Genomic DNA, 12,548 nt, shown 5'->3' with positions numbered 1-12,548 from the left:
TATGAAAAAATTTTTCTTTCAAATTTTACTTCTTGCGTCAGTATTTTTTGCAAGTTTGTCTGTAGTACAGGCACAGCAAGACGCACAGTTTAGCCAATATATGTTCAATCAGCAGTACCTGAACCCTGCTGTAGTGGGTTTAGATACTAATTTTATACATACAGGCTTGATTTTCAGGCAGCAGTGGCTTGGGTATAGAGCCACTTTTGATGACGGAGGTGCACCTGCTTCTACGGTGCTTACCATTAACGCCCCTATCAAAAGAGCAAAAAGTGGCATTGGCTTGCACTTGGTTTATGATGTAATTGGTCCTGTTACTAATACTGAAATTCAACTTTCTTATGCCTATCATATCCCTATCAAAAATGGTCGCTTCTCTTTGGGATTGAGAGCGGGAATGTATAACCAATCTACTGATTTTAGCAAGTTTCGTCCAGTGGACAGAGATGACCCCTTACTCTCTAATACAGGTAGAATCAATCAATTTGTGCCAGACTTTGCTTTGGGCGTATATCTATCCAAACCAAATTATTACATAGGTGCAAGCATGAATCACCTTGCTCAGGCAGATATTAACTATGCTACCTCCTTTACCTTTGCCTCTTTGAAGCAAAGTATGAATGTAGTGGGCGGTTATAATTGGGTGCTGAATGAAAATATTACTTTGATGCCTTCTGCCCTTGTCAAGTTTTTACCTTCCAATTTTATAGAAACATTTTCCTATGAAACTACCCTCATTGGGAATTACGAAACTAAGGCAAGAAATAACATCTATTTAGGAGTCGGCTTTCGCGATGTAGCCCCTACTACTGATTTGATTTTCTTATTAGGAGTAAACAACTTATTGAAAGACAACTCACTGAGTCTTGGTTATGCTTTTGATTTGGTGATGAACGGCTCTACTGCCAAAGCACCCACTTCGCATGAAGTAAGACTTGGGTACAGGCTTCCAGCTCCTAAGCGATATGAGAGAAATATCATCAGAACGCCAAGATTTAGGTTTTAGTGGAGGTACTGAAAAAACAAGAGAAATGGTTTGATTTTATTGCGTTGTTGCAAAGTAAAATAAGAATTTTAGTTTTGGCACGAATGATTAGTTTATGTTTTTAGGAAGATGTAAAATCAAAGCATATCTTTCATTTCTTTGCTTTTCTTATTTTTCTCTCTTATTTTTGCAACATGATTGCATTATTAGGCTTTTCTAAAATTATTCTTTCAGTCAAAAATTCCCTGCTTTATAGCAAATATCACTTATCTGCTATGATGTTTTTCGTGCTTTTATCTTATCCTATTTTTGCTCAAAACTGTTTTCACCAACTAAGTGGTCAGGTATATAGTGTTGATAATCAAGAAGGAATGCCCTCTGCCCACATCTTGATAGAAGAACTCAAAAAGACAATTCTTACGGACGGTCATGGACACTTTTACTGTGATAAACTTTGTAAGGGTAGGTATCATCTCGAAGTCAGTTTTTTAGGGTACGAAACTCAAAGGCTTCAGGTTCAAATAGATACTTCCCTATTTTTAAAAATTCGCTTAGAAGAAAGCAGTATTTTTTTAGAATCAACTACCATACAAGCAGAAAAACTGCTTCCCATACAAGCAGGACAAAATATTACACAACTCAATGAAATAGAATTAAATAAAGCAAGAGGAAAAAACTTAGGAGAAGCCTTGAAAACAGTTACAGGGGTAAATTCCTTGCAAACGGGCAGCTCTATTTCAAAGCCTGTTATTCATGGCTTGCACAGCAATAGAGTGCTGATTCTTAATAATGGCATACGCCAAGAAGGACAACAGTGGGGTTCGGAACACGCTCCTGAGATAGACCCTTTTATCGCACAAAATATTGCCGTAGTGAAGGGAGCATCAGGGGTACGCTATGGAGCTGATGCCATTGCAGGGGTGATTATTCTATCTCCTAAAAGGCTTCCTTCGGAGAAAGGCATCAAAGGCGAGTTCAACGCAATAGGGGCAAGCAACGGGCTACAAGGCACTTTTTCAGGAATTTTAGAGGGAAACTTGAAAAAAAACGAACAGAGCAACGGCTTATCTTGGCGAGTGCAAGGAACGCTCAAAAGAAGTGGAAATATTCAAACTCCTCACTATTATCTCGCCAATACAGGAGTACGGGAAATCAATTTTTCCGCTGCTTTGGGGTACGAGAAGTACCATTGGGGTTTTGATGTGTTTTTTAGTAGGTTTAGCACTCAGTTGGGGATTTTTTCAGGGGCGCATATTGGCAATCTAACCGATTTGAAAAGAGTCATAGAGAGCCGAGAGCCTTTTATCAAAAGTGGTTTTTCTTACAAAATAGATAGACCTTTCCAAGACATAAATCATAATTTGCTAAAAATCAACAACTTTGTAAAGTTTGATAAGGTAGGAAAAATCACTACTACTTATGCCTTGCAAATTAATAACCGCAAGGAATACGATGCCCACAGACCCCGCACCGACTCTTTGGCAAGAAATCGTCCTGAACTGGATTTTGAACTGACTACCCAAACCTTAGATGTTGTTTTTGAGCATCAGCCTCTTTTTTCTTTTCTGACGGGTAGCCTTGGGCTAAGTGGTATGCGGCAAGCCAACGTGTATCAAGGGCGTCCCTTAGTGCCAAATTTCAGAAGCTATAATGGAGGTGTTTTTTGGATAGAACGTTGGGTAAAACCTCGATACGAGTTGGAAATGGGCATACGCTATGACTACAAATGGATGAAGACTTTTGAAAGATTACGCACAGGAGAAGTAGGCAGTATGGAACTTATTTTCAATAACTTTTCAGGAACTTTGGGGGCGGTATATCGCCTGTCCAAGAATTTAGAATGGAAAGCTAATTTTGCTACCGCTTGGCGCCCGCCGAATATCAATGAACTTTTTAGCAATGGCGTACATCATGGTTCTGCTTCTTATGAGCAAGGTGATGAGAACCTGACTTCTGAAACGGCTTATAATCTAAATACTACTTTGAACTACTCAGGAAATCGTTTTGCTTTTGATATAGTCCTGTATAACAATTATATACGCAACTTTATTTATCTCAAACCTCAATTCCCAGAGGTGCTGACTATTCGTGGGGCTTTCCCTTCTTTCCAATATACACAAACCAATGCTGTTTTTAGAGGCATAGATTTAAAAACGATTCTCACGCTCACAGAAAAAATAAAATGGACAAGCAAAAGTTCTTTTCTTTGGGCTTACAACCAAGACGCAAAGGATTTTTTAGTGCTGATTCCCGCCAATCGCATAGGAAATGAGTGGGCTTATCAGTTGGCTGACACAAAAACTTTTACCAACAACCTTTTTTCAATCAATTATACCTATGTTTTTAGGCAACATAGAGTTCCTGCCAATAGCGACTACGCCGAGCCTCCCGCAGGATATGGTTTGCTCAACTTGGATATAAGCACCTCTGTTCCAATGAGAAAAAATAAGCAAATGCAAATAGGCTTACAAGCCAATAACCTACTCAACACGGTGTATAGAGATTACATGAACCGCTTCCGCTACTTTTCTGATGAAATAGGCAGGAATATTTTGTTGAGAGTAAAAATGAACTTTTAAGTAAAAGTGCAAACTCGTTCTACTTAGCAAAATCCTTTTTCCTCACAAAAAATCGCGTAAAGTATCTTGGTTCCAATTCTACCAATTCCTCTGTTTTCCCAAGTATGCCAAAGAGTTGTTTCTTATCTGTAAAAACTTTGATACTATTATTTTTACTTTTGTCTATATCCTCAACCTCTATGATGCAATAAGGCTGAGTTTTGAGCAGAGAATCTTTCATAGCGGGTTTATCTAAGAAACTGAAAACTCTGATATTCTTATACGCATCTACGTAATTGCCGACCATATTTGAGTCTAATTTACTGATTCCTTGTACTTTGAAGAAAGTAGAATCTCGTTCTATGACAAAACTTTCTTGTGGTTTCTCTGTATAGGTCAAAGCTATTTTTTTAACACCAAAAAAACTGGAAGAAATTACTGTTTTGGCTCTCCAGTCTCCTTCACTAAGTTTAAAAACTTCGCTCAGTGAAATATTATATCCTGGTACATAGATTACAAAAGCCTCTCCATCAGGCTTTTGTACGATACATTCTCTTTCTATGTCCAACATTTTAAAAGACTGTACTGTTTTGCCTTCTTTCAAAATCTGTATGTCTATGCCTTGGGTTTTGAACTGCTCGGCAATTTCTTTTTTCATATTATCGGAAACTGGCTTTTTGATTTCTATTTTTGCTAATACTTGAAAAAGTTGTCGTATCAATGGAGCATCGGCGGTATATTTTTGATTCACAATCCAAGTCCCTACTTCATTTCTTTCTAAGGTATTTTTTCCAAAAATAAAGCGATGAACTCCTGTGGAATCTAAAATTGCAAATTGTTGCAAACTATTATCATTCAGAGAAGTTTGCTTACTTTGAATGCTGATAGAAAAAGCAATCGCCATAATTTCTACCAAAATTATCCCAAGTAGTATTTTGATTTTATTGGACATAATGTAAAAAATTACATGAATAAAGAAACAAAATTAATAATTTTGGTGTAATTTTATTTTCAAAAGTGGGTGCAAATATGAAAAAATTGATTTATCTCTCTTGCTTAGTGGTATTTTTCTTTACGAATAGTTGCAAAAATGATAGCACTGAAGACTTAGATGTACAAATACCATTAAACGAAATTTGGGCAACCGTGAATGGAGTTTTATTAAAATTTAGAACAGATGGAGGAGTTTTTCCTGAGGCTTCCTCGGGTTATCTTACTAATGTCAAATTCCTATCTATATTTCGGACTATCTCTGCCCAAGACCGCCGCTCTATGCACATAAGAGCTACTTTTGATGTAGATAATATCCAAACCCCTACCAACGTCGTCAAAGACGTAAAGATTACTTATACAACCTTACAGGGCGGACAACGCACCTATGACGGTCAGGGTTCAGACATTACTTTTAAGTTATTGGACATCAAAGGGGACATTATCAAGGCTTCTTTTAGCGGAACGCTCTACAATGCGGCTAATCGCAACGACAAAGTAGAGATTCGCAACGGAAGTATGAATGTCCCTTTCAAAAGATATTAATTGTTTTTTACATTCCAAAACCTAATATTTTTACATATTCTATGAAAAAAATTACTCTCGTATTTCTTCTGATACTTGCTACTGTGCTTACTTCTTTTGCTCACGAATTTTGGCTTGCATTGGAAAAATTTATCCTGAAAGTAGGTGAAAAAGCCAAAATTTCTTTTTTAGTAGGTGAAGATTTTACAGGAGAAATATGGAAAGGCTCAGCCTCAAGTTTTTATTTATTCAACTCAGAAGGAAAAAAGGATATTATCTCTCTCTTTCCTACCACACTAGAAGAAGGTACAAGCCTCACCTTTACCAAAGAAGGCACTCATTTGTTAGCTTTCAATAGCCAAAACAAGTTTATAGAATTAGAGCCAGATAAGTTTTTGGCTTATTTAGAAGAAGATGGCTTAGAAGAAGTCATTACTTTGCGCAAGCAGAGAAACGAAACAGAGAAAAACGGTAGAGAAACTTACCAACGCTGTGCCAAAGCCTTAGTACAAGTAGGAGAAAAAACAGATAATACCTTCGCAACCAATACGGGTTTGACCTTAGAGATTATTCCAGAAAAAAATCCATACAAACTAAAATCTAACGAAAGTTTGAAAGTAAAAATCATCTTTCAGAATAAGCCTTTGAGCAATAGCTTAGTTAAAATTTGGCATAGAAAAGACGGAAAAGTAAGCAAAATAGAGCAGAAAACAGATGCCAAAGGTTTTGTTTCTTTCCAAATGGAAAAGCAAGGAGAGTGGATGGTGAGTATTGTAAAAATGATACCACACCCTAATCCAGCACAGGCAGACTGGCAAAGCTATTGGGCTTCCTTGACTTTTGGCTTTTGAATGGCAATTTATCAAAAATGTTAAATTTTAATGGCTAAGTACTTTAAAGAAAAATAAATATCTTAACTTTATGGCTCAAGTCCTATAAATAAACTTACCTAAAATACAATAGCCCCACTATATTGATTTTTTATACTTAAAAGTTTTAAAATGACTTCTATTGCATCTAATAAAGAAAAGTATGAATTGAAAATAGACAATTACCTCGCCGAGGTACATAGAAAGGTAGATAAGATAATCAATCTATTTGTTGTTTTATTTTTCCTTATTGGTATTTGCTTAGCTCCTATATACCAGACTTGGGTATTTAGCCTTGGAGTGGGTAGTTTGAATGTATTGATGTATTTGATTGCTAAGTTTCTTATTCCCAATAAGTTCGTTGCTCGTCTGATAATCAGTTCTATTTTTGCGATTTTTATGCTTCAGTTTATCGGGCAGATGCACGGCATGGCAGAGATGCACTTTGTGTTTTTTACAAACATAGCTATTTTAATCTTGTACCAAGACTGGCGAGTAATGATTCCCTATACGATTCTTACAGTACTGCACCATAGCCTTTTCTTTTTCTTCCAATTACAGGGTGTAGAGGGTTTAGGGATTTATTTTATTAACTATACAGAGGTCGATTTTCAAGTGTTATTTTTTCACTACCTTTGGGTAGTGCTTATGGCAATAATATGTGGCTGGTGGTCGGTGATTTTTCGCCAATCTCAGATTCAACTCTACTACAAGAACCTTTTGCTAAACGAGCAGAAAAGAGAGTTAGAAAACCAACAAGAAGAAATCAAGCAAAATGTAGAGGAACTTAAATCTACCCAAGAGCAGTTAGAAGAAAAAAATACCAAATCAGCAAAGCTACTTACCGATGTCAATGCAAGCATTACCTACGCCAAACGTATTCAAGCAGGTTTAATGCCTGTGCCTGAGGATTTAGAAAAAATCTTCCCACAAAGTTTTATTTATTATCAACCCAAAGACATTGTTAGCGGTGATTTTTATTGGTTCACAAAAAAAGGCAATCTTACTTATTTAGTGGCAGGAGATTGCACAGGGCATGGCGTACCAGGTGCCTTTCTTTCTGTCATAGCTTTGGAGGCACTAAACATCATCATCAATATCATGGGCTTTGACTCTCCTGATTTTATCCTATCACAGCTTAGCTTAAATATCTACTCTAAACTCAATCGGACTAACTCAGATGTAAAAGCAGGTATGGATATAGCGGTATGTATCATTGACCATCAGAAACAAACTTTGCAGTACTCAGGAGCCAAAATGCCTCTTTATCTAATCCAAGAAGCAGAAGGCAGAGAAGCCCAATTCATAGAAGTCAAAGGCAATCGGAAGTCCATAGGCTACTTAGAAAAGCAAGAACACTATCTCTATGATAATCATACTTTTGATATAAGCATGCCTACAAGTTTTTATCTTAGTTCTGACGGCTACCAAGACCAGTTTGGCGGCGAAAACAATACTAAGTTCATGTCAAAAAGGTTCAAAAAACTACTTTTTGATATTCACGGCAAACCTCCACAAGAACAGCAATATCTCTTGGAGGAGACCATCCTCAAGTGGCAAGGTGAAAACAGACAAATAGATGACATACTCATTATTGGAGTAAAGCTATAAGTAGGTTTTACCTATTGAAACTCATCTAATCAATTTTTCCACTTCCTCCATAGTAAGGGAAACTATCCCAGCGAGTATCGTGTGGATTTATATATCTTGGGTCTTGAGTTTGTTTTTGCCATTTTCTAAGCATTGCTCTCAATTTATCTAATTCTTTGGCATAAGTTGGATTTCCTATCACATTATTCAGTTGTGAAGGGTCTTTCTCCAAATCATATAGTTCTTCCTCTGGTCTTTTCTCAAAGGCAAGTGTATATAGATTAGCTACTTCGGGTTTATGTTTGTTTTCTATCATATAAGACTTGGTAGGAGAGTTGTCGCAATCACCATATTCCCCTACTACATATATAAACTCTGGGTTGCCCGCAGGATAGCGGCCAGCTTGGAAATTAGCGATATACAAAAATTGATTAGTCCTGACGGCTCTGGAAGGATAGCCCAAGTTATTGGGTCTGACATAGGCGTGGCGTTCTCTTTCGAGGAACTGTACTTTTTCCAAATTTTCTTTCCTTTTTCCTTCTAAAAGAGATAAAAGACTTTTTCCTGACATTTCCTTAGGTACTTTTAATCCTGAGGCTTCCAGAAAAGTAGGCGCAAGGTCTATAAGATTGACCATTTCATTGATGACTTTCCCTCCTTTGATTCTTGCTTTCCAAGCAATAACTAAAGGCATTTTTGTTCCTAAGTCGTACAAATTGGCTTTGGCTCTTGGGAAAGGCATACCGTTATCAGAAGTAATAACAACAATGGTATTTTCCAACTCTCCTTTCTGTTCTAAAAACTGTATGATTTCTCCTACTTCTTTGTCAAAGCGTTGCACTTCAAAGTAATAGTCTAATATATCTCGGCGTACTTCTGGAACATCGGGGAAGCAAGCAGGTACCTGCACCGACTCTATTTTTAAACCTATCTTTTCTCCTGCTCCTTTTTCATAAGGTCTATGCGGGTCTGTGCTTCCAAACCAATAGCAAAAGGGTTGGTCGGGAGATTTTTGGGCATAAAATTCTTCGAAATTGCTATACCTCTGTCCCGCAGGATTATGCTTATAACCTCCTATGGTATCGTTGCCGGGTCCCCAGCCTTTGCGAGAAATACCTACTAAATAACCCTGTTTTTCTAACAGTTGAGTATAGTTAGGGTAGCGAACAGACAGACTTCCCCACAAGTTTCCCCCTTCTTCTAAGCGGTGCGGATACTGCCCCGTGAGTATAGAAGCACGCGAGGGACTGCATGAAGGAGAGGCACAGAAAGCACGTCTGAACAAAACTCCCTCTTTTGCCATGCGGTCAAAAGTGGGGGTGCTAACGGTCTTATCTCCGTAAATGCTTGCATGGTCGCCTGACCAATCATCTGCGATGCAAAATAAAATATTGGGTTGTTTGATGATAGGATTTGCATTTTGAGGTTTAAAATGCAAGCCTGTGAGCATCGCTAATAGTAAGAAGTATAAGCATAATGTTTTCATCACTTTCAGTTTTTATGTGCAGTTTAGGTTTCTCTAAAAGAATTTACTAAATTGTAAATTAAATTGGTATATTTTTTATTAAATACAAAAATAAGAAAAATATGCAGTAGCATCTTGCCTGTTAAGCTATATAATAAATGTAACGACGTTCTTTTACATTTATGCTCTCAGCGGATAAGCATGGACTGATTAACGTAAATATTTTCCATAATCTTAGAAAAGTACAATTTGTTAGGACTGCTCGTTTCCCAAGATAGATGTGCTGATTTTTTTATCTAAGAACTTGTACACTGCTAAGCCCTAAACCAGATTAAGTATGGTATTGGACGCGCTTCTATGTGGGGTAGTAGGTCGGTATCCGTTTGATAGCTAAGTACACCGGAAACAGTTTCAATCAATGCAGGCTTATCAGCATACTTTCCTGACTTATATATCAATAACACGTCTTGATTTTCCAACTTTGTTTTTATTCCTGTTCCCCTCTCTGCAAAGACATTACCCATGAATTGTACGCTCAGCCATTTTCTCTACTTACTGATTTAACCTATAATTAACCTTTCAGTAACTTCTTTTTCAAATCAAAAAGTATAACTTTGCGTTAAAATTAAGTTCAAATATATTCGCATGACACAGCGAAAACACAAGGTACTCATTGTAGATGATGAGCCAGATATAGTAGAACTTCTCCAATATAATCTTGAAAAAGAAGGATATGAGGTTCAGACCGCTTCAAGTGGAAAGAAAGCCCTTTCAGTGGCTAAAAACTTTATCCCTGACTTGATTCTCATGGACATCATGATGCCCGAAATGGACGGAGTAGAAACATGTCGCCAGCTTAGAGAGCGTCCTGAAATAGCGAATACCTATATCATTTTTTTAACAGCAAGGTCAGAGGAGTATTCCGAAATTGCTGCCTTCGATGTAGGGGCTGATGATTTTTTGACAAAACCTATTCGTCCTCGTGCTTTGATGAGCCGTATTAATGCTCTTTTCCGTAGAGAAACACAAAAAACCTCGCCAGAAGAGCATGATGTTATTCGCATAGGTGAGTTTGCTATAGACAAGACAAGCTATACGCTCATGAAAGGAGAGGAGCAGATTACGCTTCCCAAAAAGGAATTTGAGTTACTATACTTTTTGGCAAGTAACCCATACAAAGTATTTAGTCGCGATGACCTCTTGCATCACATTTGGGGGGCAGATGTTTATGTATTGGCTCGTACGGTAGATGTGCATATCCGCCGAGTACGTGAAAAAATAGGAGAAGACTACATTACTACGGTCAAAGGAGTAGGTTACAAGTTTGAAATGCCCAAGTGATTTTTTTAGTTGATAGTTTCTGGTTGGAATCCATAGGCTATGAACCATAAACTAATGAATCTATGTTGATTAATTCTCGTGCTGTTGCTTTATTGTTAGCCTTTTGTATCTCGGCAATTATTACTGCTTTCCTTTCCTTAGTGCAGGGCGTTAGCTACATAGCTCTACTCATTGCAGGAACGCTTTCTTTTGCCTCTACTTTTTTACTTACTTATCTAACCTTTGAATTTCTGATTTTCAGAGAGATACAAAAACTCTACGATGGCATTGACAAAATTAACCGCAAAGACTTCAAGGCTTTTGTTTCCACCCTACAAAACCAGTCTGCTAACCCTATCAAAAGGGTAAACCAAGCCATAGTAGCCTATGCCTCAGAAAAACAAAGAGAAATAGATGAATTGAAAAAATTGGAGGTATTTCGCAGGGAGTTTATTGCTGATATTTCTCACGAACTTAAAACGCCTATTTTCGCTGCTCAGGGCTTTGTACTTACCCTCTTAGAAGGAGCGGTAGATGATGAAAACGTACGCTACAAGTTTCTAAACAAAGCCGCCAAGAGTTTAGAAGGATTGAACTTACTCGTTCAAGATTTACTTACGCTTTCTCAAATAGAGTCAGGCGATATAGTCATGCAATTTGAAAACTTTGATATGCAGGAACTTACCAAAGAAGTTTTTGAGCAGTTGGAGGAAAAGGCACAGAAAAAGGATATTTCTTTGATTATTAACTACTTAGGTGTAGATGGAGTGATTGTCAATGCAGACTACTCGAAAATCATGCAAGTCATGACCAACCTAATTAACAATGGCATCAAATACGGCAAAGAGGGGGGAAAGGTTGAAGTTGAGTTCATCAAAGAAGAAGGATACGTAACTATTTTTGTCAAAGATGACGGTCATGGTATTGCCAAAGAACACCTTAAGCGCATATTTGAGCGATTTTATCGGGTAGAGAAAAGTCGTTCCCGACAGCAAGGCGGTACAGGACTTGGCTTAGCAATCGTTAAACATATTCTCCAAAAGCACAATACTGAAATCCAAGTCAGTAGCGAAGTAGGCAAAGGCACAGCTTTTAGTTTCAAACTCAAAAGTGCCAATGCAAGTTTAGTGAGCAATATTTCTACACAAGCTAAGATAGAAACAGGGCAGTAATGAGATGAAACAAAACCTCAATCATGCTAATTGAGCAATAAATGCTTATTTTTATCTAAGTTTTTCAAGCAAATATCTACGCCCTTCATTACAGAAAGCAAAGGTTCTGGGGCTATTTTTACTTTGAGTTTAGTAATTCTGCTGATTCTCTTGTCCAAACCTCTCAGGTAAGCCCCTCCTCCTGTGAGGTATATACCATAGTCATATACATCAGCTGCTAATTCTGGTGGACAAACCTCCAAAGTATGTAAAATACCTTCTATGATTTTGCTAATAGATTTGTCCAACATATTGACTACGTCGTGGTGTGTAATAGACACTGCCTTAGGAATACCCGTCATCAAATCTCGCCCTACTATTTTCAATGGGGGAGGTGGATTGTCTAAATCATCAAGGACTGCACCAGCCTCTATTTTGATTTTTTCAGCAGTACGTTCTCCTATGAGTAAGTTGTAGTTTCTTCTTACATAATCTATAATGTCTGTATCAAAGGTATTCCCAGCTACTCTGAGCGATTGGCTACAAACGATTCCAGAAAGTGATAAAATTACAATTTCTGTTGTTCCACCCCCAATATCTACTACCATTTTGCCTTCGGCTTGGGTAACATCTAATCCCATGCCTACTGCGGCAGCTATAGGCTCGTGTATCATATAAAGTTCTGATGCTCCTACTCCCTGAGCTGAATCCCTTACCGCTCTTTTTTCTACCTCAGTGGTGGCATAAGGAATACAAATCAAAAATCTTTTTCTTCCCAGAAAAAACTTTTGGTGAATAGCTTTTTGCAAAAAACCGCGAATCATTTGCTCAGTAGCATAGTAATCGGCAATGACCCCGTCTTTAAGAGGTTTGATAGTTTTGATGTGTTCATGCGTTTTCTCGTGCATGTCCATAGCTTCCTTCCCAACAGCAAGCAGTTTGCGGTTCTGATTGTCCACCGCAATAATAGAGGGTTCATTGACGATAATGGTGTCTTGGTGTGTAATGATAGTATTGGCAGTTCCCAAATCTACACCGTAATCTTGTACCAAATACTTACTTATTTTCATGATTAAGAGGGTTTTATCATTAAGT

The 12,548-nt window shown here is 37.7% G+C and carries 11 protein-coding genes; 7 read left to right on the top strand and 4 right to left on the bottom strand.

Going from position 1 to position 12,548, the window contains the following annotated elements:
* Position 1: 1 nt before the first annotated feature.
* Positions 2-1,006, top strand: a complete 1,005-nt coding sequence (locus tag BM141_RS03150; RefSeq protein WP_091539899.1) for a PorP/SprF family type IX secretion system membrane protein — start codon at positions 2-4, stop codon at positions 1,004-1,006.
* A 173-nt stretch (positions 1,007-1,179) separates the two neighbouring features.
* The gene (locus BM141_RS03145) at positions 1,180-3,564 is read left to right on the top strand and encodes a TonB-dependent receptor (protein WP_091539895.1); all 2,385 of its coding nucleotides are present in this window, start codon (positions 1,180-1,182) and stop codon (positions 3,562-3,564) included.
* 19 nt (positions 3,565-3,583) lie between these two features.
* Here the strand turns inward: BM141_RS03145 and BM141_RS03140 are convergent, their stop codons facing one another.
* A complete protein-coding gene (locus BM141_RS03140; RefSeq protein ID WP_091539891.1) occupies positions 3,584-4,495 on the bottom strand; it encodes a hypothetical protein in 912 nt (303 codons plus the stop codon).
* 77 nt (positions 4,496-4,572) lie between these two features.
* Here BM141_RS03140 and BM141_RS03135 point away from each other — a divergent pair, with 77 nt between their 5' ends.
* The 3 genes from BM141_RS03135 (at position 4,573) to BM141_RS03125 (ending at position 7,538) form a co-directional block, all read left to right on the top strand.
* Positions 4,573-5,079 (top strand): hypothetical protein, encoded by a 507-nt coding sequence (locus BM141_RS03135; RefSeq protein WP_091539886.1) that lies wholly within the window; start codon positions 4,573-4,575, stop codon positions 5,077-5,079.
* A 41-nt stretch (positions 5,080-5,120) separates the two neighbouring features.
* On the top strand, positions 5,121-5,909 hold the full coding sequence (locus tag BM141_RS03130) for a DUF4198 domain-containing protein (RefSeq protein WP_091539881.1): 789 nt from the start codon (positions 5,121-5,123) through the stop codon (positions 5,907-5,909).
* A 150-nt stretch (positions 5,910-6,059) separates the two neighbouring features.
* Positions 6,060-7,538, top strand: coding sequence for a PP2C family protein-serine/threonine phosphatase (locus tag BM141_RS03125; protein WP_091539878.1), 1,479 nt, complete (start codon positions 6,060-6,062; stop codon positions 7,536-7,538).
* Positions 7,539-7,563: 25 nt separating this feature from the next.
* Here the strand turns inward: BM141_RS03125 and BM141_RS03120 are convergent, their stop codons facing one another.
* A complete protein-coding gene (locus tag BM141_RS03120) occupies positions 7,564-9,003 on the bottom strand; it encodes a sulfatase family protein (protein ID WP_091539875.1) in 1,440 nt (479 codons plus the stop codon).
* A 293-nt stretch (positions 9,004-9,296) separates the two neighbouring features.
* Positions 9,297-9,506 carry a hypothetical protein gene (locus tag BM141_RS03115; protein WP_091539871.1) on the bottom strand — a complete coding sequence of 70 codons (210 nt, stop codon included), beginning with the start codon at positions 9,504-9,506 and terminating at the stop codon, positions 9,297-9,299.
* A 121-nt stretch (positions 9,507-9,627) separates the two neighbouring features.
* Here BM141_RS03115 and BM141_RS03110 point away from each other — a divergent pair, with 121 nt between their 5' ends.
* Both BM141_RS03110 and BM141_RS03105 read left to right on the top strand, forming a co-directional pair.
* Positions 9,628-10,323 carry a response regulator transcription factor gene (locus tag BM141_RS03110; protein WP_091539867.1) on the top strand — a complete coding sequence of 232 codons (696 nt, stop codon included), beginning with the start codon at positions 9,628-9,630 and terminating at the stop codon, positions 10,321-10,323.
* Positions 10,324-10,385: 62 nt separating this feature from the next.
* Positions 10,386-11,474 carry a sensor histidine kinase gene (locus BM141_RS03105; RefSeq protein ID WP_091539864.1) on the top strand — a complete coding sequence of 363 codons (1,089 nt, stop codon included), beginning with the start codon at positions 10,386-10,388 and terminating at the stop codon, positions 11,472-11,474.
* A gap of 26 nt (positions 11,475-11,500) precedes the next feature.
* Here the strand turns inward: BM141_RS03105 and mreB are convergent, their stop codons facing one another.
* Complete coding sequence (gene mreB / locus BM141_RS03100) at positions 11,501-12,523, bottom strand: rod shape-determining protein (RefSeq protein ID WP_091539861.1); 1,023 nt, start codon at positions 12,521-12,523, stop codon at positions 11,501-11,503.
* Positions 12,524-12,548 lie beyond the last annotated feature (25 nt).

The organism is Thermoflexibacter ruber, from assembly GCF_900113045.1.
In the GTDB taxonomy this organism is placed as follows: Bacteria; Bacteroidota; Bacteroidia; order Cytophagales; family Thermoflexibacteraceae; genus Thermoflexibacter; species Thermoflexibacter ruber.
This window is presented reverse-complemented; position numbering and strand designations above follow the sequence as displayed.